At 62.9% G+C, this 20,985-nt stretch carries 19 protein-coding genes and 6 pseudogenes; 12 read left to right on the top strand and 13 right to left on the bottom strand.

Translation table 11 applies throughout. The features are described from left to right. The first annotated feature begins 198 nt into the window (after nt 1-198). The 7 genes and pseudogenes from RZR99_RS00525 to RZR99_RS00495 all read left to right on the top strand — a co-directional run bounded on the left by RZR99_RS00525 (nt 199) and on the right by RZR99_RS00495 (nt 6,624). The gene (locus RZR99_RS00525; protein ID WP_323117765.1) at nt 199-735 is read left to right on the top strand and encodes a hypothetical protein; all 537 of its coding nucleotides are present in this window, start codon (nt 199-201) and stop codon (nt 733-735) included. Nucleotides 736-787: 52 nt separating this feature from the next. After that, nucleotides 788-1,120: pseudogene (locus tag RZR99_RS00520) on the top strand (DNA adenine methylase); the annotation flags it as partial. Further along, nucleotides 1,109-1,339, top strand: a pseudogene (locus tag RZR99_RS00515) (STM2901 family protein); the annotation flags it as partial. The pseudogenes RZR99_RS00520 and RZR99_RS00515, both read left to right, overlap by 12 nt. Before the next feature lie 3 nt (nt 1,340-1,342). After that, the gene (locus RZR99_RS00510) at nt 1,343-1,708 is read left to right on the top strand and encodes a DUF1493 family protein (RefSeq protein ID WP_323117764.1); all 366 of its coding nucleotides are present in this window, start codon (nt 1,343-1,345) and stop codon (nt 1,706-1,708) included. Between the two features lie 329 nt (nt 1,709-2,037). After that, the gene (locus RZR99_RS00505) at nt 2,038-4,329 is read left to right on the top strand and encodes a methyltransferase domain-containing protein (RefSeq protein ID WP_323117763.1); all 2,292 of its coding nucleotides are present in this window, start codon (nt 2,038-2,040) and stop codon (nt 4,327-4,329) included. Further along, on the top strand, nt 4,326-5,954 hold the full coding sequence (locus RZR99_RS00500) for a transporter substrate-binding domain-containing protein (protein ID WP_323117762.1): 1,629 nt from the start codon (nt 4,326-4,328) through the stop codon (nt 5,952-5,954). The genes RZR99_RS00505 and RZR99_RS00500 overlap by 4 nt, the downstream gene beginning before the upstream one ends. Next, a complete protein-coding gene (locus RZR99_RS00495) occupies nt 5,941-6,624 on the top strand; it encodes an ABC transporter permease subunit (RefSeq protein ID WP_323117761.1) in 684 nt (227 codons plus the stop codon). Before RZR99_RS00500 ends, RZR99_RS00495 begins: the two co-directional genes overlap by 14 nt. Nucleotides 6,625-6,691: 67 nt before the next feature. On the opposite strand, the gene RZR99_RS00490 is transcribed toward RZR99_RS00495, so the two are convergent. Together RZR99_RS00490 and RZR99_RS00485 are read right to left on the bottom strand one after the other, a co-directional pair. Then, on the bottom strand, nt 6,692-7,252 hold the full coding sequence (locus RZR99_RS00490) for a cupin domain-containing protein (protein ID WP_323117760.1): 561 nt from the start codon (nt 7,250-7,252) through the stop codon (nt 6,692-6,694). A gap of 100 nt (nt 7,253-7,352) precedes the next feature. Further along, entirely contained in the window at nt 7,353-7,730 is a 378-nt protein-coding gene (locus tag RZR99_RS00485) for a hypothetical protein (protein WP_323117759.1), read from the bottom strand. A 502-nt stretch (nt 7,731-8,232) separates the two neighbouring features. Between RZR99_RS00485 and RZR99_RS00480 the strand changes: the two genes are divergently transcribed. Beyond that, complete coding sequence (locus RZR99_RS00480) at nt 8,233-8,628, top strand: hypothetical protein (protein ID WP_323118030.1); 396 nt, start codon at nt 8,233-8,235, stop codon at nt 8,626-8,628. A 183-nt stretch (nt 8,629-8,811) separates the two neighbouring features. Here the strand turns inward: RZR99_RS00480 and RZR99_RS00475 are convergent. Both RZR99_RS00475 and RZR99_RS00470 read right to left on the bottom strand, forming a co-directional pair. Beyond that, nucleotides 8,812-8,904: pseudogene (locus RZR99_RS00475) on the bottom strand (GNAT family N-acetyltransferase); the annotation flags it as partial. A gap of 64 nt (nt 8,905-8,968) precedes the next feature. Continuing rightward, nucleotides 8,969-9,577: a hypothetical protein gene (locus RZR99_RS00470; protein WP_323117758.1), complete on the bottom strand. Its 609-nt coding sequence runs from the start codon at nt 9,575-9,577 to the stop codon at nt 8,969-8,971. Between the two features lie 254 nt (nt 9,578-9,831). Here RZR99_RS00470 and RZR99_RS00465 point away from each other — a divergent pair, with 254 nt between their 5' ends. Together RZR99_RS00465 and RZR99_RS33560 are read left to right on the top strand one after the other, a co-directional pair. After that, nucleotides 9,832-10,467: a histidine phosphatase family protein gene (locus RZR99_RS00465; RefSeq protein ID WP_323117757.1), complete on the top strand. Its 636-nt coding sequence runs from the start codon at nt 9,832-9,834 to the stop codon at nt 10,465-10,467. Between the two features lie 360 nt (nt 10,468-10,827). Next, a pseudogene (locus RZR99_RS33560) lies at nt 10,828-11,011 on the top strand (IS110 family transposase); the annotation flags it as partial. 244 nt (nt 11,012-11,255) lie between these two features. On the opposite strand, the pseudogene RZR99_RS33265 reads toward RZR99_RS33560, so the two are convergent. Beyond that, nucleotides 11,256-11,437, bottom strand: a pseudogene (locus RZR99_RS33265) (IS3 family transposase); the annotation flags it as partial. 619 nt (nt 11,438-12,056) lie between these two features. After that, nucleotides 12,057-12,839, bottom strand: a complete 783-nt coding sequence (pxpA, locus tag RZR99_RS00460; RefSeq protein ID WP_323117756.1) for a 5-oxoprolinase subunit PxpA — start codon at nt 12,837-12,839, stop codon at nt 12,057-12,059. Between the two features lie 554 nt (nt 12,840-13,393). Between pxpA and RZR99_RS00455 the strand changes: the two are divergent. Beyond that, nucleotides 13,394-13,699 (top strand): annotated as a pseudogene (locus tag RZR99_RS00455) (IS256 family transposase); the annotation flags it as partial. 78 nt (nt 13,700-13,777) lie between these two features. Next, the gene (locus tag RZR99_RS00450; protein ID WP_323117755.1) at nt 13,778-14,686 is read left to right on the top strand and encodes a LysR family transcriptional regulator; all 909 of its coding nucleotides are present in this window, start codon (nt 13,778-13,780) and stop codon (nt 14,684-14,686) included. 130 nt (nt 14,687-14,816) lie between these two features. On the opposite strand, the gene RZR99_RS00445 is transcribed toward RZR99_RS00450, so the two are convergent. From RZR99_RS00445 to RZR99_RS00415, 7 genes are all read right to left on the bottom strand, one after another. Next, a complete protein-coding gene (locus RZR99_RS00445; RefSeq protein ID WP_323117754.1) occupies nt 14,817-15,806 on the bottom strand; it encodes a GntR family transcriptional regulator in 990 nt (329 codons plus the stop codon). A 69-nt stretch (nt 15,807-15,875) separates the two neighbouring features. Next, a complete protein-coding gene (locus RZR99_RS00440) occupies nt 15,876-17,027 on the bottom strand; it encodes an ABC transporter substrate-binding protein (protein WP_323118015.1) in 1,152 nt (383 codons plus the stop codon). A gap of 77 nt (nt 17,028-17,104) precedes the next feature. Then, nucleotides 17,105-18,157, bottom strand: coding sequence for a CobW family GTP-binding protein (locus RZR99_RS00435; RefSeq protein WP_323117753.1), 1,053 nt, complete (start codon nt 18,155-18,157; stop codon nt 17,105-17,107). Then, on the bottom strand, nt 18,154-18,441 hold the full coding sequence (locus RZR99_RS00430; RefSeq protein WP_323117752.1) for a hypothetical protein: 288 nt from the start codon (nt 18,439-18,441) through the stop codon (nt 18,154-18,156). The genes RZR99_RS00435 and RZR99_RS00430 overlap by 4 nt, the downstream gene beginning before the upstream one ends. Nucleotides 18,442-18,500: 59 nt before the next feature. After that, the gene (locus tag RZR99_RS00425; RefSeq protein WP_323117751.1) at nt 18,501-19,259 is read right to left on the bottom strand and encodes an SDR family NAD(P)-dependent oxidoreductase; all 759 of its coding nucleotides are present in this window, start codon (nt 19,257-19,259) and stop codon (nt 18,501-18,503) included. A gap of 26 nt (nt 19,260-19,285) precedes the next feature. Next, the gene (locus RZR99_RS00420; protein ID WP_323117750.1) at nt 19,286-20,041 is read right to left on the bottom strand and encodes an SDR family NAD(P)-dependent oxidoreductase; all 756 of its coding nucleotides are present in this window, start codon (nt 20,039-20,041) and stop codon (nt 19,286-19,288) included. A gap of 48 nt (nt 20,042-20,089) precedes the next feature. After that, nucleotides 20,090-20,977 carry a polysaccharide deacetylase family protein gene (locus tag RZR99_RS00415; protein WP_323117749.1) on the bottom strand — a complete coding sequence of 296 codons (888 nt, stop codon included), beginning with the start codon at nt 20,975-20,977 and terminating at the stop codon, nt 20,090-20,092. Nucleotides 20,978-20,985 lie beyond the last annotated feature (8 nt).

The raw sequence follows: 20,985 nt of genomic DNA, 5'->3' as shown, positions 1-20,985 counted from the left end.
GCGGCGCGGCGCGAAGCGTCGGGCGCCGCCGGTGCCGTTCGCGCGGCTGCCGAGCGAGGCGGGCCGGGTCCGCTTGGCGCGGTGCTCGGGCCCGCATCGGCACCGGCCGCTGGTTTGATGTTCGAGTGCCGAGCGCCTAAACTCCCCCGACCGTTCCCTGGAAAGCCGAGTGTCGCCGCAATGAAAACATACTGTCGGGTGGGTCTGATCAGCGGCGCATTCGCTGTCCTGATGAGTGTGTGGATTGCCTTCGATCAGCACACCGCCCGGGTCGGGACATCGGGGTTCTCCATCCGGCCGGCTCTCCCTGAGCGGGAGCCCGACGATGCCGGCGCGCTCGACCCGTCGACGTCCGCCCGGCGCGCCGCCGCCGCCCCCGTCCTCTCGCCGGAGCCGTCCGGCAACGCGCCCCGGGACATCCGCCAATACATCGCCGCCCGATACCGGGATCCCGACCGGCGCGCGGCGATGCTGCAGTTCGTCCGCGCCCGGCAAGCGGCGCTCGACCTCGGCGGAACCCCGGACGGCGCGAGAGCCGGCATGGCGATGCTTGCGCGGTCGATCGAGTGCGTCAGCCAGGTGATGGGCGCCGGCTACTACCGCCACATCGATGAAATACTGCTCCGCGTGACCAACCCGAAAACGCAACTCGCCGCGCTCGCGCGGTTCGCCGACAACCTCGGCGATCAGGTGATCGCCGCCCCACAGGATTCGACACCCTGCGACGACCGGTAGGCCGCCCGCGCATCACGACGGCGCGCATTCTGACAGGCAGTGAGATAAATCCAAGGAGACGCTCCCGGAAACGCTCACCGACATCCAGCACGCCGCGCGCTGCTACTACCTGCAACAGCAGGCCTTCGGCGGCAAGGTCGAGGAACAGACCTTCGGCACGGCGGCCACGGCCCCGACGATTCACCTCCTGCGCATCGAAGAGCGTGTGTCGGCTGCCCACCTGCGGCTGGCCCAACGCACGACGGTCGAGAACCTGTCGTGGCGCGACTGCATCAGCCGCTACGACCGGCCGCACACGTTTGCCTACTGAGATCCACCGTACCGGCAAACCGAGGGCTACGGCGTCGCTTTCCCGTTCGGCGAGTACGAGCAGATGGCGGCCCGCAAGCTGTTCCCTCAGACGCTGCCGTTTCGCCTGCCGATGATCACCGGCGTCGGGCTGTCCGGCATCCGGGTCGCCTTCACGCGCCGCCTCGGGGCGTGGATCGGCCGGACGCTTCCCGTCGTGGGAAAAGTCTTTCCGGCGCGCGACGCGTTCCTGATCATGCGCAACACCGTCTCGACCTACAACCGCATCGTGAAGCCCGAAGACCGGGTGCGCTAAACCATGAAAGACGATACCTGGGAACGCCTCGAAGCCTTCACGCGCGAGGAACTCGGTCGGCCGCTGCTCGGCGGCCGGCTGAACCTGCAGCCGGAATCCAGGCTTGAGCAGGATCTCGGCGTCACGGGTCTGGACGGGGTGGAGTTCATCGACAGGTGGGCAGAGAAATTCGGCGTGGACGCCCATGGGTTCCCGTACCGGCGCTATTTCGGCCCCGAAGGTCAGGCGCTACTGTCGTCGCTCCTCGGGCTGTTCGTGAAGCGGCTACGCCGGCCGGAGCGGCGGCCGCTGACCTTGGGGATGCTGGCCGAGGCAACGCGACGCGGGAAGTGGGACACGGACGCGATCGAGGCTTCAGCAGGGAAGTGATCGCATATGACAGGGCCGGTCGATGTGCCGACAGGCCCTTTTCACTGGCGGAAATAAATTACGCCGCGCGAAATATTTCCACCTACCTATTTATCGCGCCTGCGACGCTTGAATTATCGCGCGCGGCTTCAGCATTCGCCGCCCTCTCATGCCGGGAGCCTGTCTCCCCCCGCGCACCCGGACCGCGCGCATGCAGCGCAATGCATCCCGCCGCACCTCGACGCGCCGTCGCACGCCATGCCAAGTTCCCCATGACACTTGCTCTATAGGAATGCGCGCGACGCCAACCCAGAATGAACCGGTGCCCCGACTCCCGTTCATTCATCGACATGCGTCTCCATCCGAAGGCAATCCGTCATCCCAAGACACTGCTGGGCATCGCGGTGCTGGTCATCCTCGTCGCCGCGACCCTGCATGCGCTGCCGCCCAGGCACCTGCGCATCGCGGCGGGACCGGTGGACGGCAGCTTCTACGCCACCGCACTGCAATACAAGCAATTGATCGAGCGGAAAGGCTATCGCGTCGACGTCGTGCCGTTCGAGAACACCGACGAGATCGGCGCGAAAGTGGCCGACCCGCGCGAACACCTCGACATCGGTTTCGTCGCCGGCAGTCACGGCGACGCGGAGCGCGCGCGGCTGATGTCGCTCGGCGACATTCAACTGCAGCCGATCTTCGTGTTCGAGCAGCGCCGCGCAGCCGCCATCCGGTCGATCGCCTCGTTCTCCGACTTGCGCGGGCTGACGCTGGTGCTGCCGCCCGAGCACAGCCTGACGAGCCGCACGCTGCTGCGCATCTTCGCGCTGAGCGGCGTGAACGGCACCAATACCCGCTTCGTGTTCCTGCCGCTGACCTTGGGCCTCGCCCGCCTGAAACAGGGCGAATTCGACGCGGGCCTGTTCATGCTCGGCGCCGACAGCGAATGGATGGCCGACCTCGCGAAGGATCCGGATCTGCTGATGGTGCAGGTCTCGCAACGCGGCGCGCTCGCCAAGAAGCTGACCGACCTGAAGGACGTCACGCTGCCGGCCGGCATCTACGATTTCGAACACAACACGCCGCCGCGCGACGTCGACATGCTGGCGGCCACGATCTCCGTGGTCGCGCGGCGCGACCTGCCGCCGGCGACCGCCTACGTCGTGCTCGAAGCGATGCGCGAGGTGCACCGCAAGAGCAGCTACGTGAACGGCACCAACGCGTTCCCCCGCTACTCCGCCAACGCCGCGCCGACGATCGGGCTGGTCGACGATTTCTATCGGAGCGGCGTGCCGTGGATCTATGCGCATCTACCGCTCGACTTCGCCAGCGTGATCGACGCCTATCTCGCCCCGCTGGTGGCGCTCTGGTTCGCGACGAGCGTGCTGAACGTGATCGCCGAACTCGGCAAGGTGCGGTTCTTCGCGCTGCTGGCCGTCGCGCGCGGCGCGCTCTGGTGGGTCCGCTGGCACGGCAGACGCGGCGCGGCGCCGTCCGGGCGCGCGCGCGCGGTGGTGCGGGCGATCGAGGCCCGCGTCGAGAACGAGAGTCACGGCATCCGCGAGCTGCTGGCCGAATTGCGTCATGCGGTTCAGGCGTGGTCCGCGCCTCCCGCGACGACTTGGGATGCGGCGGCATCGGCGGCATCGGTGGCATCGGTGGCATCGGTGGCATCGGTGGTATCGGTGGCATCGGTGGCATCGGTGGTATCGGTGGCATCGGTGGCATCGGTGGCATCGGTGGCATCGGTGGCATCGGCGGCATCGGCGGCATCGGCGGCATCGGCGGAACCGGCGGAACCGGCGGAACCGGCGGAACCGGCCACGCCGGCGGCGTGCGATCCGCCGCCTCCCGGCCGGATCGCGGCGGATATGCAGCGGACCTACGACCAGTATTTCCTGAGCGACGGCTATCGCCGGCGCTACCCGCATCCCAACGCGGCCACCCTCGACTATCTGCTCGCGAACGGCGCGCGCGACGCCGGACGGATCCTCGATTTCGGCTGCGGCAACGGACGCTACGCCGTCGCGCTGCTGGCGCACTCGACCGCGCACGTGACCGGCTACGACATCTCGCTCGCCTCGCTGCGCGAGTTCGAGCGCAACCTCGCCGGCACGCCGTACCGGGAACGCGTCGCGCTGGTCCACGGCGAGTTGCCCGCGCTGGCGCGAAGCGGCCCGTACGACCTGATCCTGCTGCTGTTCGGCGTGCTGTCCCACCTCGGCGATCGCGCGGCCCGGATCGACACGCTGCGCACCCTGCGCACGATGATCGATGACGACGGCCGGTTGATCCTGTCGGTGCCGTCGATCCTGCGGCGGCGGCCGCGGGCGCTGCTCAGGTCCGCCCTCGCCCGCCGCCTGGGCCGCGCACGGCCTCCTCTGAACGAGCCCGGCAACCTTTATTTCACGCGGCAGGTCGGCGCCCATCCGCTGACGTTCTTCTACCACCTGTACACGCTGAAGGACCTGCGCGCCGATCTCGCGACGGCGGGCTTCGCGATCCGCCATTGCGAGGCGGAAAGCGTGCTGCCCGAATGGTGGGTGACGCGTTCGGCGCGCGTCGGCCGGGTCGACCGCTGGATCGCGGCGCGGCTCGCGCCGGTACTGGGCTACGGCATCCGCGTGCTGGCCGTGCCCGTATGAGCGCGCGCGCGCCGGACCGCACGGCACGGCGCGCACGGCGGGCCCGGCGACTCGGCGCGGCCGCCTGCCTGCTGCTGGCCGTCGGCGCCGGACACGCGGCGGGACGGCTCGACGCGATCCGGCAGCGCGGCGTGCTGGTGGTCGGAGTGAAGACCGACTATCCGCCGTTCGGCATGCTGACGGGCGACGCACGGCAGGAAGGCTTCGAAACCGATCTGGCGGCCGACCTGGCCCGACGCCTCGGGGTGCCGCTGCGCACCGCCGGCGTGACCGGCGTGAACCGGCTGCAGGCGCTGAACGACGGGCGCGTCGACGTAACGATCGCGACGATCGCCGACACCGCGCAACGGCGGCAAATCGCCACGCTGATCGAGCCGGACTACTACTCGTCGGGCGCGACCTTGATGACGCGCGCGGACAGCACCGTGAAAACCTGGGCCGACATCCGCGGCAAGACCGTGTGCGCGACGCAGGCCAGCTACTTCAACCGGCCGATGGCGACGCGCTACCTGCTGACCCTGGAAATCTACGGCAGCGGACGCGACGCGAAACTCGCGGTGCGCGACGGGCGCTGCATCGGCTGGCTGTTCGACAACACCGCGATCGCCGGCGACCTGCGCGCCGCCGAGTGGCACGGCTACCGGATCGCGCTGCCGACCGTGCTGCCGACCCCGTGGGCGATCGCGATCGCCCGGACCACGCCGGACGATCCGCTCGGCCGCCTCATCGGCGACGCCGTCGCCGACTGGCATCGCGAAGGAACGCTGATCGCGCTCGAACGCAAATGGGGATTGCCGCCGTCCGCCTTTCTCGCCGACATGCACGCGCTGTGGAGCCGCCGAACCGCCGACGGCCGCTACCTCTGCACCCGCCAGCCCGACGGCAGCTGGCCTGTCGCATGCCGCAATCCCGCCTTCGTCACGTCCGCCGGCGCGAGCGGCCTGCGGCGCTGGGGAATGCGGCTCGACGAAATCACCGGCATCAATCTGACCTACCTTTACGACGATTACGAACGCGCCGAATTCCTGCATGCGCTGGCGCTGACCGGGGCGCTGACCCTGTGCTGCATCACGGGCAGCGTCCTCTGCGGGATCGCGCTCGCGCTGGCCGCCGCATGCGGCACGCCCGCGCTCGCCGCGCCGCTCCGGGCGCTCGCGCGGCTCGCGCGCACGACGCCGCCGCTGCTGCAGATCTATGTGCTGATGTTCGGCATCGGCAGCGTCGCGGCCGCGCGCTGGGATCTGCATTTCAACGCGTTCTGGATCGTCGTCCTGTCGCTCAGCGTCTACACCGGCGCGGGGCTGATGCGCACACTCGACGACGCGGTCCGCCACGAACGCCGATTCGCGCCCGGCTTCACGCTGACGCCCGCGACGCTGGGCCGGATGCTCGGGCATTCGTCGACGTCGATCGTCGCGCTGCTCGTCAACGTGACGAAGGCCACGATGATGGCGGGCACGGTGGCCGTGCCCGAGCTGCTGTCGGTGTCGACCTCGATCGTCGCCGAACACGGCAACACCGCCACCATGATGAATACGCTGATGCTGTGCTTCCTGCTGCTGGTGTTCGCCGTCGTGCGGCTGCTGCGATGGATCGAACGCGGAGGCGGCGATGGGCGGCGTTGAGCGCGTCGTCGGCGAACTGGCCGCCTGGAGCCCCTACCTCGCGGCGGGCTTCGCGTGGAACATCGTCATCTCGCTGGTCGCGATGACCGCCGGAACGGGCGGCGGGTACCTGCTGGCGCGGTGGCGCGTCTCGCCGCGCCGGGCGCTGGCGCGCACGGGCGCGGCCGCGACCGAACTCACGCGCAACATCCCGACCTTCGTGTTCCAGTTCTATCTGATGTTCATGCTGCCCGACGCGGCGTCATGGCCCGCGATCGGCGTGAGCCTGCCGTTTCCGGCGTGGCTGAAGGCTGCGCTGGCGCTGGCGCTGGCGGTGGCGGGCTTCGTCTCCGACCATCTGGCGCGGATCCTGCGCGAATCGCGGGCGGCGCGCTGCCGGGCGCTGCCGGTCTTCGTGTCGAACTGGGGCAACTTCCTCGTGACGATCGTGATGGCATCGTCGACCGCTTCGGTGATCGGCGTGCCCGAGCTGGTCAGCCGCTGCAACACGATGATCGCCGCGATCGGCACGACGGACGCGATGCTGTGGGTGTATCTGTACGCGATGGGCGCGTTCTTTCTGTTCTGCCATCTCGCGACGGCGCTCGTCGCGTGGCTGTCCCGCGGGCTGGAGCGGCGGTTTGGCGGCGATGCGGGCCTCGATGCCGAGGACCGGCGCGGGGCAATCTGAACGCGACGCCGGGCAGGACCGGGACGCCGCTCTCTCGCGAGCCGCGCAGCACCGCGTTACGCCGGGTTCAAGGCTCGCCTTCCCAGTAATCGAGCGAGTTGGCCTCTCGCTGGATGGCGCGGACGATCTTCCCGCCGCTGCCGCGAACGATCGCCTGATATTTTCCGGAGTCCGGATATTCGACGACCTCCGGATCCTCGCGCGTGCTGATCGACAGGTACTTCAGCGGCGCGGCGGACGAATTGATGATCTGATGCGGGTATTCCGGCCCCGGCGGAATGAACAGAACGTCCCCGCTGCGAATCGGAACGAGTTCGCCCGCCACACGCAAGGTGCCCTCTCCTTCGAGGATCACGAACATCTCTTCCTGCGCGTAGTGGAAGTGGTAGGGGCAAGAGCGCTTGCCGGGCGCGACGATATCGATCGAGGCGCCCAGATGCCGCGCCGCCGTGCCGGACGCCAGGCGCGCGCAGAGGCTTTCGTAAAGCGGGTCGCGGACGTCGAGCGTCTTGTCCACCGTATCGAAATTGCGGATCAGCTTGCGGGCAAGGTCTTCGACTTTCGTATTCATGCACTCTCCGACGGACCGCCGTCGCGGGCGATGAGCGACCCGCGCGGCACCGTTCACCTGTCGTTGAATCGGAAAGCGGCCGAACGGGTCGCCCTCGCGATTGGAAAAAGCCCGCTGGCTTGCACGCAGCGGGCTTCTGCAAGGCGTCGCGCCGATACTATTTCTTGATCTTCGGCGATGCCTTCTTGGCCGCGCCTTCCGTCGCGGTCTTCCCCGGTTTCGCTGTCTTGTCGAGGCTGACGCGCTTCGACACCTTGCGCGCCGCCGGTTGTGCGGGTTTGGCCGCGCGCTTGGCTCCCGGCCCGGCCGCCGCTTTCCGACGCGCATTGCCCGCATCCGGCGATTCGCGCTGATCGATCGCCTCCTCCAGATCTTTCCACTCGATCTCCAGCGCCTGCCGTGCCTCGGCCGTCAATCCGACTTCCTTCGATCGGATGGCAGCCCGAATCGTCCTTGCCATATCGCGGGCCAGCTTGGGCGGGATTTTCCCTTCCAGCAACTGCTTCTTGATCCGGCGGATCCATTTGCCGAACACCGTTGCGTCGTATGCCATTCTGACTCCTCTTGAGGAATGCATTGACGGTCGAGAAGAAAACCCGCGCGATGCCGGCGGGCCGACCGGGCCGCTCGCGTGACGTGTATCGAATCTGGCGGATTATTCGCCGCCGAATTCGCACCGTCAAGCCGGCGGGCGCGCGCCGATTCATCCTGTCGCTTCGTGGAAACACCGCATCGACCGGGCGGAACAGCCATTCCGACGTCCGCCGAAAGCACGTACCGGCGATACCTCAATTGATCATCGGCGTGAAGCGGGCGCCCCTGCTTCAGCCATCGCGAAGATCGCCTCGAAGTGCTTTGACGGACTGGCCGAGCGTCCCCCAAGACGAGGATCACGACCGGCCTCCCGGCGGCACGCTGTCCATACGTTCATTCAAGGCTACAGCGCCGCACGCCTTCAGCGCGAGGTCTCGATTCATGACTGCGAGGATGGAGTCGTCGTCCGTTACCCGGATAACGGACGGGAATTCGATCACTTCATGATCGAGGGCGCACCGATCGACGAGACGGCGACGTTCACGCAAGGCGCGTGCGTGGCCCGCGTCGGCGCGGTCCCGATGCCCTCCAGCCTGAAGGCCGGAACGAAGAGACTGTCCAGCGAGCGCTGCATGACGGCCCTTCTCGATCGGCTGGCCGGCGACGTTGCGTTGACAACGATCTCGGCATGCGCGGCCGGCCGAGATCGACCGGTTCAACGCGGACAGCGGATTTCCCCCCGTTCCGGCTCGGTCCGCATGTGTTTCCTGCGACCCATCGGAGCGACGGCCGATTCGCCGTCACCGCCCGCTACGGCTTTGCATCCCGCGACGACATCGTCATCGACCGGGTCGGCACGCTCGATGCGTTTCGACGCCGGGGGCCGGCCGCGCCATTGATCGCAGCGATCGTTGCGCCTGTGCGACGGAGAGGCGCAACACGCGTGGCGGCTCTCCGCCGAATCGGGCGAACCGCGGTATCGAGCGGCAGACCCGACCGGAATCGCGCCCGTCCTCGTCGATCAGGCGACAGCGCCGGTTGCTTGAACAGATGAGATTCCGTACGTCTCCGGATTGCATCGCGATGCGCAGGATCGGCGCGAATCTTCCCGGGATCACTGCCGATTCCCTTTCGCCGACCTGTTCCACGCCGAGCTTCAGGTAGAACGGAACGGCGTATCGCCCGGATGACGCCGAAACCACTCGCTCAACGCGCAACGGCCGGCGCGTGAGCGATGTCTCAATTGCCGTCGTCGCACTGCCCGGGCCGGCACAGATCCTGGATGGCGTCGCGCTTGGGCGTACCCGCCGGGAGCGTCACCGCGTAGGCGAGATAGTCGGCACATGTCAGCGGCCGGGTGGGATGCGCCGGATCGATGTGGATCTGCTTGCAGGTGTCGTCGTAGGAGTTCGCCAGCACGCGCAGGGGTTCGAGGGCGAGCGCGCCGGAATGCTCGAAAGCGTGCTCGAATTTGTCCTGGATCACCTGGCTGCGGGCCGCCTCGGCAAACAGGAACAGCAGCCGCGTTTTTTCATTGGCATTCACTTCCTTGGGCTGGGTCGGGAGATCATACGGAAACGCTCCGGCATCGAACTCCGGAAGATCGATCGGATAGTTGTAGTTGATCGGTCGTCCGTTGATCTGGTCCACCTGAAAATTGTTGTTGGAGAAATGCACCGTGGTTCGCGGGCTCATCTGCGTGGGAGTGTCGTCGCGGTAGATGCTGATTTCCTCCCAGCGCACTACGTTGCCGGTCAGAACAAAGGCCCGCATGTCTCGCAGCACGGTCCTGTAGCCGAGGATCTTATCCATCGGGCTGATGTCGTAGGTGACGATCCAATTGATCATTTCGCGTTCCTTCCTGTCTGGTCGATATCCGGGTGAGTCGGCGGGCCGTCCGACGCGGGGGCCCGTTTCGAGGAACGCGCGATCGGGACGTTTGTGAAGCGGAGCCGCGAGCGGCGCTCGACAGGCCGACCCCTGTCCGCCGCCGGCCGTTGAGTGGAATCGATGCCCGATCGAGGACCAAGTACGTCCTCGATGACACGGAACAATCATGTCCCGCGTCCATAATGAAAATCTCCCAACTGGACACTCGACACATGAAAACGAAATTCGGATTTTTCCTGATCGGTCTAGGTTTCGCCTTCACCTGTACCTACCCGTCCCTCCCGGCGGTTGCCGCGCAGTCCGCCACCGAAACGCTGGTCTTTGTCCGGCATGGAGAAAAGCCGGCCGGCGGACTCGGGCAGCTCACCTGTCAAGGTCTGAACAGGGCATTGGCGTTGCCCGGCGTGCTGGCCGCGAAATTTGGCAACCCTGACTACCTCTTCGCGCCCAACACGACCAAGACCCGCGTGCGCGACCCGGACGGCACCTTCGACTATATCCGCCCCCTCGCGACGATCGAGCCGACCGCCATCAGGCTCGGCATGCCGGTGAACACGACGTTCGGTTTTGCGCAGATCGACGATCTGCAAGGCGAATTGCTGAGCGACACATACAGGAATGCGCTGGTGTTCGTCGCGTGGGAACACGTCAAGCTGGAAGCGGCGGTCAAGAATATTCTCGATGCCGCCAACGGCAATTCCAGCGTGGTGCCGCACTGGAGCGGCAAGGATTACGACAGCATCTATATCGTGACCATCAAGACGGACGGCAGCGGCCGGAAAACCGCGTCGTTCCGGCAGGACTACGAGCAGCTCGACGGGCAGAGCGACAGGTGCCCCGGCGCATGAGGCGGTTTGATCGTTGAAGACGGGATGCCCAGGCGAAGGGCATCCCGCCCAGCGATACGCCGTCGGGATCCCATCCCGCTCGCCTCTGCGCAAGCGCTTGCCGCGCGGGCTGCATCGATGCGGGTTGCGCCGCGTCACCGGGTCGCGCATGCCGCGCGCGAGAACGGTATTCCGCTGCCATCGCCCAGCCCCCGCATCCAGCCCGCCTTGACGCTCGATCGCTCCCGCCGCCGACCTGCTCCGCCAGCCGCGAAGCGGCTCACGCTCCTTCGCTGCCCGCCGCGTTGCCTCGAGCCGGGAACGGATATCCCCTTTACCGAAGGTGGGTTTCGAAAAACGCCAGCGCCTTTTCGTCGAACTGGAGCGGGTTTGGCCCGCGTGCTGCGCGATCATGAGATCGGCGTGCTTGAAGTCAATCGTCCCGATCTCGCGATGCGCCGATCCAAAGGGAAGCCCGATCCCACTGACGCCGAAAACGCCGCACGTGCGGTCCTCGCCGGGAAGCGCACTGCTACTCCAGAGGAACGGTCTGGCCAGGCGGATCACCTCCGTGACATCAACAATCCAAAGCGTGCGAAGCACGCGAGAGCGCGAAACCGTTTCTGGTTTCGCGCTCTCCAGGCACCCTGCCCTGCATTGTGTGATGCTGGGGCGGTATCGAATAGAAAGCGCGACTAGTGAGCACTAGCCGCTAGGCCGTCTGCACATCCCGAGGGCCATCGAATGCAGACGGGACACGATACATGCTGTATCGTGCCGAAAATCACAGGAGAGCACTGTAGTGGTCGACTCGCCTTGGACACCGCGTTAAGTTTCTCTTCCGCATAGCCGGCGCCAGCCCTTCGTTGAATTGATGCGGCCGTATCCGGTTGTGCCCGTGTATCAAGTCATGGCTGAGGTCCCGGTGTACGGCCTGTGCTGTCATGTAACCGACCGACGGCAGCCATTTGGCATGCAGGCTATGGAACCGCTCCTCTATCTGGTAGCTATCCTAATAATTTAAACGACGACTCATACTCTATCGAGTGCGTACGTTCGACTGCCCAACGATACTTGCCAAGCTCGCTGTTCGGTCCGGTGATTAGCGACCACGACCAGATACCATGCTCGCACCGCGAACGTCGGTAGCGTGTATAAGCCTCGATCGGCGTTGACGAAGCCGGTTTTCTGGAGTGGCCCGACACGGACGACGAATCGAGCGCGGCATTTGACGGTTCGATCCGGATTGCCACATGCAACTGTCGAAGCGCGGCTCGTACAGCGGGTCTCATTACCAGCCTTTTGTCAGTGATTCGTCGCCTCCAGCGAGTTACGTCCGAGCCGACGCCCCAATCGAGTCGATACGTGGTCCCGGCGGATTCCCGTTTTGAGCGCACAAGATGCCGTTGAACGCCGCACGATCGGAAACGCGCCGACGACTCAGATCGTTTTCCGAGGCTTTGCAGGCAACAGCATTGGGTTGATTCGCCCCCACAGTCCCTCGCCGAGGATCGTCACGTCCATCCTTGAGCACTCGTTGTGCCGATGCCTTAAAACATCGCGCCTAGGAAGTCAGCACAAGCCCCCTCGCATGGTTTTTAAATAGTTCTCTAAATGTCTGCCTTCAGCATCTGCGGTCTCACGATAACAATCCCCTGGCGGACCAGTCCGTCGTGTATTTTCTGGACCAGTTGCAACGCTCCTGGCGTATCGCTGTGGATGCAGATAGAGTCGAAATCGATATCGATATCGTCTCCATCGATCGTCCGGACCTTCCGGTCGACACACGCTCGTACAACTTTGTCCACGACCCGATCAGGATCAAGTTGATCACTGCGACGAATGAGCGCGATCGAACCACTGCGGTCATAGTCGCGATCGGCGTAGAACTCTCGAATTGCGGGTTGGCCCATCTCACGTGCAACACGATAAGCCGTCGATGACTCCGTACAGTAGAGCAATAGACTTGGATCCAACCGCTGCAGCGTGTCTACAAGAAGCTGCGAGAACGTTTCCTCGTGCGCTGCGTGCAGGCAAAGCGCGCGGTACGGTTTCACGTGCTGCAGCTTTACTTCATGCAGCCGCGCCAACTCGCGTAGCGCCCCGATTTGATACAAAACATCATTAACGAGCGCCTGAGGTATTTCGGTAGTATCGCGGCGACCGGCTCCAATGGAATCGTGGAACCCAGGATGCGCACCAATACCGATACCGACATCTCTCGCCAATTGCACCGTTCGCGCCATGATATTCGGATCGCCGGCGTGACGACAGGTGGCGATATTCACTGAACTGATGAACGGCATGATCTGTTCGTCGATTCCAGCACTAACGCGCCACGAACCCGACCAGTCGCCCATGTCGCAGTTCAGGTCGATGCACTGCTTTGTCATATTATTTTCCTCCAAGGCTGTGCGACCGGATGTCCTGAAACTCACCTCACTGCAGCGTTAGCGCAGACGGTACACGGGTGTCACGTTTCAAGAAAGTCTTTTTTTTATATGCTCGATTATCGGTTTTCCTAATATCGGCAGATACCTGCGCATGGTCGCGTGCACCAACATTAATCGATCCCCCATTCATTGATTATGTATACCGACGATGCAATCAGAATACTTACCCGAACTTCGTTGTATGAGGCATAAACTAATGGCCGAGGACCCAGTTCATGCTGCGCAAGCGTAAGGAAAAAATCGGGCAAAGGCTTGAACCCGAGCCCGAAAATGATCAAGCAATGGATGTCCGGGGCGCCGGACCGGGCAACGATCTACGAACAGATCGTCGCGCTCACGAAGGTGACTTTGAACATAAGTTGTGTGGTGAGTCGACCCGCAACCTGGCATACGAAAAGGGCGAAACGAAACTGACCGACAACATAAATCACCGCAACGACACGAGTTGCAAGCGCGTGACGACCAACGACGACTTGCTCCAAACCGGCCGGTCGGGCACGACATGCCCGCCATGCCGGGTCTTGGCTACGAGCCTGGGAGCGAGTGAGACGCTTTTACGTGTTTGCATCGAGCATCAGGAGATCACTTACGCCATGGGCGCCATTGAATCGCGACATATGCAACTGAGCAAAATCATCAATGCACGCCGACATTTACCGCTGGACGAGGCCGGGCTCAAGCTGATCTGGCCGTGCTTGCATAACGTTGCGGCCAAGTGGAGCGGATCCCTGCGCGATTGGAAAAGCGCGATAGCGCGGTTTGCGCTGCTTTACTCTGAGCGATTCAACGCCGAGGCCTGACGCTTACCTCGTGTCACACGCGGAGTCCGAATATCGCCCGATCAGGCGACGGCCAAACAACTATTCTCTTTTAAGACAATGCCACTGACCCTTCGACAGCTTAAATATTTTGTTGCGACGGCCGAGCTCGGGCAAATATCGCAGGCCGCTATTCATTTGACCATCTCTCAATCAGCAGTGACGAGCGCCATCAAGGAGTTGGAAGACAAACTGGGAGCACAACTCTTTCTGCGCACGCCTTCTGGTGTGACATTGACCTATACCGGGCATCGATTTCTCAATCACGCATACACTATTCTCTCGTCGGTGGATGAGGCAATGCGGATTGAAAATCTTGAAAGCACACTCACTGGTAAGCTTGTCATCGCAGCAAGTTACACGGTTCTCGGATATTTCTTGCCTCACCACATACAGCGGCTTAGTTCACAGTACCCTCGCCTCACAATTCAATTGCATGAGTTGAGCCGAAATTCCATCGAAAAGGGCCTAATTGCCGGTCGATACGACATGGCCGTGCTGCTCACCTCCAACGTTTCAAATCCCGAGCTTACCCTCGAACCCATCATTTGTTCCGCTCGCAGGCTGTGGGTCAGCGCGCATCATCCTTTGTTGAAACGAGAAAATGTGACATTCACCGAAGCTGCACTAGAACCGTTCATTCTGTTGACGGTGGACGAGGCCGCTCAGACTGCTATGCGTTATTGGAACGAGACACCGTACCAGCCGACGGTGATTCTCAGGACCTCCTCCGTCGAGGCAATACGGAGTATGGTCGCCAACGGCACCGGGGTGACCATCCTGTCGGATATGGTCTATCGCCCGTGGTCCCTGGAAGGGCGGCGCATCGAAACGATTATGCTCGTCAATTCGGTCCCTGCGATGACCGTCGGTCTGGCATGGCGAAGAAATGCGGAATTGTCTCCCGCGATGCAGGCGATACGAGAGTATTTTCGCCACACGTTTATGGAGCTAAGGACTCGAGGATAGCGTGCCGGGGATTGGCGTGCCCAGAGCACACCCGACACGGCAGACCCTCACACCGCGCCCCATTCAAAGGCCTCGGGGCTCGGTTCGTCGAGATCACGATGGCGACGGGCTCGATTCAAAAGACCTCGCATCAGGCGAATCGCTGTATGAAGGCCGGCAACTCAGGTTCCGGCAGAACCGCCAGCACTTTCAGGCGTTGTAGCGTGCGAGTCTGAGCCGCACGAAGATGCGCATGCAGCGCAGCAGCAGCCTGGTCGATGTCGCCCGCCGCCAAATGACGGAGAACGACACGATGCTCGTTCAGCGTACTGGGTTCCGGGTGAAAATTGAATGCGTTGTGGAACACATGGTTGACGGTCAGCGGTATATGAGCTTCGCGAATCATGTCGAGCAGCTTACGGTTCGGCGCATACGCGAGACAATCGACGTGCAGCGTCGTTTCGATCTGCCTCAGTACATCGGCGTTGACCGAATCCGGACAGGCGATGGCCTGTTCGACCGCCAGGATCGCGTCGGTCAACATCTCGCGTTGCAGGAATGGCTGACTCGACCTCAAAGCGGCGATCTCCAGCAGCATCCTCAGCTCGTAATCCTGAGCAACGGCACGCGCCGTCAACGGACCGCAGCGCCAATGCGAATAGACCGATTTTTCGACAAGCCCGCGATCGCGCAACCGAGTCAAAGCCTCCCGAATCACGCCGCGGCTGACCTGAAACATTTCCGCCGCCGCACTTTCGTCGATGCGAAAATGACCGAATATGATGGCAACCGACACCGCTTCCTCGAGCGTGCGATAAATCCGTTCGCCGGTAGCCGGCAGGTCCAGTGGCGCAGATGGGGTGTCGAAGCCGAGAGCCGTTTCGGAAAGCGTCACGCGAAGCGGCTCCGGCACAGCGCGTCCCCGACCCGCGACCAAATACCCTCGCCCGTCGAACGTGCACAACAGGCCGTCCTTATGCAACATTTCGAACGCCCTGCGAACCGGCACCCGACTCGTGCCGAACAACTGGGCGACCGGCCCCTCGAGCAGGACCAGCCCCGGTGCAATTCGGCCGGCGCGGATCGCGCGTGCCAGATGACTGTAAATCAGCCGATAGCGGTATCGGCTATCCGCCTCCATGACGGCCGCCTGCCCTGCGAGAGGCTTTGGAACCGGTGTAGATCTAGCCATCGCATGAAGCGCCGTTCATCAGGCCTTCAGGAATTCGTTCCATCGACGTACCAGGTAGTTATGCTCGTCCATCACGGAATCCCACACCGCAATGTGACTCATGCGTTGCGTGTAATTGCCACCGTCGCGTTGTTGTCCGCTGATATCCCGCAGTTGCCCAATTGGCCCGGGAAGATTACTCGTAGCGGATTTGCCATTATACCAATAGGCCCATTCACGCTCGTCCATGTATTGGCGTGCTCGCTCGGGATTCGTGACATAGAAGCCTTGCCGTGCCATCACCGCGCCCGCCCAGCCATCGAGCCACCAGTTCAGGTAACGATAGGCGGCGTCGCGAACACGACCGTCGATCCGTCGCGACAAGGCGAGCCCGCCGAACCATGCGCGGTAGCCTTCGCGTGGGCTCGCCACGCGAAAACGCAGCCCCGCCCGTTCGAGTTCCAGCGTCGCCGGCGACCAGATACTCTGGATCGCCACGTTTTTCCGCATCATCAGTTGCGCGGCTTCTCCGAAGTTTGACCAGAAACCCGCGAAATGACCCCTCCGTCGATATCCGATCAGAATGTCGATCAGGCAATCGATTTCCTCGATCGTCAAATTCCCGATGTCGGCAAACCTCGCCAAGTCGCAAGCCTGTACCGCCAATGCGGCATCGATCGCGCCAATGGCCGGATCGGCCTGCAACGCGACGCGCCCGGCAAGTTCGGGAGCGAGTAACCATGACCAGCTTTCTTCCTGCTCGATCAAGCGTCCGGGTAACGCATCGACGAGATAAACGAAGCTGTCCGCATTGTGCGTCAGCGGCAACATGCTGATGCGGTTCGACACGGTGCGGCCGAGCGAGTTGTCGGGCTGTACGTACAGGCGATCGGCGGGCACGCTGCCCTCGGTGGCCGTGTGGCGTCCTGCCACGCGGCCAGTGCGCGGAAGTGTGTTGATTTCGCTCCAGCGCTCGATACGTTCGAGTTCGATCGGCTGCAACGCGTGCGCCGGCCACAAGCAGTCCAGGCTGTGAAACCACTGGTCGTAGATGTCGTAGCGCTCGGGGTGCATCACCCCTTCACGCTGCACAGAGGCACCGTCATGCACTAGAAAGCGTAGCTTGATCCCCAAATCCTGCTCGGCTTGTCGTCGGAGATGTTCTTGCAACGTCACCGACGTGCCAAGCACCCGTAGCTCGACTTTTTCGCGCACGACGGCCGGCGCACGCGTCGCGACAACACGGCCGGGATGTCGATTTTCGGATTTCAACGCCTGGTATCCTTGAAATAGTGTTGAAAACGCTGATGGGACGCCCTCAATGCGTCGGCGGCCAGATCGTTGGTGATGAACACGAGTCGAGAAATGCGAGGCCCGTCGAGTTCGACACGCGAGATGGGCGGATGCACGACGGGATACACGACATGGCGAATCGCGTGCAGTACAGCCGGCCGCTCGGCGCCGTCCGGCCACAGCAACCCTTTCACGCGCAGGATTCGATCACCGTGACGATTCAACACCATGGTGAACCACAGCGTGAATACCTCCCAATTTAGCGGCATATCGAGCGTGAGGCAAAACGATGTGACGCGGGACGCCGCCAACCCTTCTTGATGAGCACGCAACACGAGCGATCGTGACGACGGAGGTGGATGCGTTATTCTCCCGAGGTTCCTGACCAAGACGTATGGATCGCCCAACGCGAAGATATCCTCGCGTAACGCATCGACATCCGCGCGGAGGCGCCGCACCATGACGCTCGCCACCGGATTCAGCACGATCAGCGCATCCTGCAGCGCATCAACTTCGGATTCGTCGACGAGATCGGCTTTGCTGATCAGCAACCGATCCGCCGCGCTGACCTGATCGAGCCACTCCTGATGCCGTTCGCGTTGCCACGAGGCGTTCAGCGCATCGACGACTGTCAGCGTACCGGCCAGCTTATAACGACCCCGGACAACCGGATCGCCAAGTAACGTCGCGATAATGGGTGCGGGCGTGGCAAGACCACTCGTTTCCAACACGACGCGCGAGAACGGCGGCACCTCGCCGCGCGCGCGGCGAGAGAACAGGGTCGTCAGCGCGTCCGTCAACTCGCCGCGCAACGCACAACAGAGGCAGCCATGACTGAGCAACTGTGTCTGCGCGTCGATAGACCCGATCAGAAGATGGTCGAGTCCGATTGCACCAAACTCGTTCACGATCACTGCCGTGTCGCGTGCCGCTTCACCTTCGAGCAAGTCCGCGAGCAGCGTCGACTTGCCGCTGCCGAGAAAACCTGTGATCAGGGTGACGGGAATCACATCGTCTGCGAGGCTCATCGCGGTGCCTGGTCAATGAACATGTCGAGCGGATCAAGCGTGCGCCCAAGCATCGTCTCCGCCATTTTCCAGACCTCGGTGAAATTCTCAACCAGCGCCGTCGCGCCGGTTGGCGAAGTCAGTACGAATGATTGTCCGTGGAAATCGTCGAGCCGTAGTCGAAATGTTCGCAACACCTCGTTGGCGAGCGCCATTTGAGTCAGCCAGCGCTGACGTGCGTTGATGGTGGTGTCTGGCGGGCCGCGATGCGCCCAATGACTCTCTCCCTTGAACAGGCCGCACATCCCGCACATATCAGTCGCCCTCCCTGTTCATGATGTCGCGCCCAGGATGCGACGTCGCCTTAAGGCATCACGTCGCCCGAGTTCGGGCCGAGCGTCTGACCGACGAAGAGATTACCGCCCGGATCCGATGCGAGTAGCAGCGCAGCCGGCGCAACTTCGCTAGGCGTTCCGAAGCGGCCCAGAGGTAGATGAGCAGATTTAGCGGCCCTCCAGGCAGCACTCATGCCATCGATGAGCGGCGTTTCGATCGGACCGGGAGCGATCGCGTTGATCAGCACGTTTTCCGAAGCGACTTCAAGCGCGAGCGATTTGGTGAATCCGATCACGCCGGCCTTGGCTGCCGCATAGTGGCTCAACTCGACTCCGCCCTTGATGCCGAGCTGTGACGAGATGTTGATCACTCGCCCCCACTTCCGCGCGAGCATCGACGGCAATGCGCGGCGGGTACAGAGAAACACGCTGCGCAGGTTGACCCGCAACATGTCATCCCACGCACGCGTTGTGAGATCGACACAACGCCCTTGTGTGAGCATTCCCGCGTTGTTGACGAGTATGTCGATGCCGCCAAAAGACTCGATACAGCAATCCACGATCCGCTCCGCGTCGCCTTCGTCGCTCACATCCGCTTGCACCGGCAAGGCCATCACGCCAAACGCACGACATCGTTGCGCGATCGTTTCGAGACGACCGCCATCGAGATCGGCGAGCACTAGATCGGCGCCGGCCTGTGCATAGGTCAGCGCGATGGCGGCGCCGATACCGCTCGCCGAGCCGGTCACGACTACCCGGCGTCCGGATAGAGAGAACAAGGTGTTCATATCGCCACGCTCCACCGCAATATCGGTCAACTTGGCCAGCGAACGGAAAGGCCGCCATCTGCGACGACGGTCTGTCCGGTGATGTAAGAAGCGTCGTCGCTCGTAAGATACCGGATCAGTTTCGCAATCTCCTCCGGTCGGCCGACACGACCCAGAGGAATCGCCGCCGCCGCGGCGAGCAGACCATCGCGGCCCAGCGAATGCCGTGCGTCGAGCGATTGCGGCGTTTCGACGAGCCCGGGAACCACCACGTTGCAACGGATATTCCGATCAGCGAGCTCGACGGCGATGGAACGACACAATCCCGAAATGCCGGCCTTCGCCGCGGCGTAGTGCGCGTGCCCATCCCAGCCATAAACCCCTCCGGCGATCGACGACACCGCGACCATCGCGCCGTCATCCGCCATTCGGCGCGCGGCGGCACGCAACGTGCGCATCACCCCGCCCAGATCCACATCGAGCATCTGAAACCATTGTTCGTCGCTCATTCGATGGAACGGGCTGGCGCGCAACAGACCCGCGTTGGCGACTGCGTAGTCGAGTCGGCCAAACGCATCGAGCGCGGTCTGAGCCAGCGAATCCACCTCGTCGGACATCGTGACATCGACAGCCTGCATCACGCACCGGCCCCCCACTTTCTCGACCGCGCGCAGGGTCAGCGACGGATCGTGCGGATCGCCCGGCAGATACCCGCCGACCACCGCGACTCCGCCCTGCGCATACGCGACAGCCAGCGCCTGACCGATACCGCTCGCAGCCCCCGTGACAACAGCTACTTTCATGCTCGATTCTCCGGTAAAAACGAGGAAGCCTGAGCCGCACGTCGGTACTCAGACGGCCTTTCCGCGTGGATGACGCAAGATGAAATCGTCGGCGATCTCATCGCACGTGCAAAAACGAACACCCTCATGGGATCGGAAATGCGCGATCAAGCGCTCGAGCATCAACAGCACCTGCGGCCGGCCAGACACGTCGGGATGAATCGTGATGGGAAAAACAGCGTAGTCGTATTCGCGATAAACCCAGTCGAACTGGTCCCGCCACATCGTCTCGATGTCACGGGGATTGACGAACCCATGACTGTTCGGTGATTTCTTGATGAACATCATCGGTGGCAGGTCGTCGAGATACCAGTTGGCGGGTACTTCGACGAGGTCTGTTTCCTCCCCACGAACCAGTGGCTTCATCCAGGTTTTGGGATGCTGACTGTAATCGATCCTGGACCACGTATCACCGACCCGCACATAGTACGGATGAAAATCGTCATGCATGAGGCTGTGATCGTATTTGATGCCTTTCTCGACCAGCAGCCTGTTGGTCACTTTACTGAATTCCCACCACGGCGCCACATAACCCGTCGGCCGGCGGCCGCTCAGACGCGTGACGAGTTCAATGCTGTAGTCGAGCACGATCTCCTCCTGCTCAGCCGTCATCGCGATTGGGTTTTCATGGCTGTAGCCATGAATACCGATCTCGTGGCCGGCATCGGCGACCGCCCTCATTGCGTCCGGAAATGTTTCGATCGAGTGACCAGGAATGAACCAAGTCGTGCGGATATTCTCGCGCTTGAACAAGTTGAGCAAACGGATCGAACCGACCTCGCCCGCAAACAATCCCCGTGAAATATCATCGGGTGAATCATCCCCACCGTATGAACCGAGCCAGCCGGCGACGGCGTCGACGTCAACGCCGAATGAAATCAGAATCTCCTTGGCCATAGTTCCAT

Source organism: Burkholderia alba (genome assembly GCF_034721475.1).
Classification (GTDB): Bacteria; Pseudomonadota; Gammaproteobacteria; order Burkholderiales; family Burkholderiaceae; genus Burkholderia; species Burkholderia alba.
This window is presented reverse-complemented; position numbering and strand designations above follow the sequence as displayed.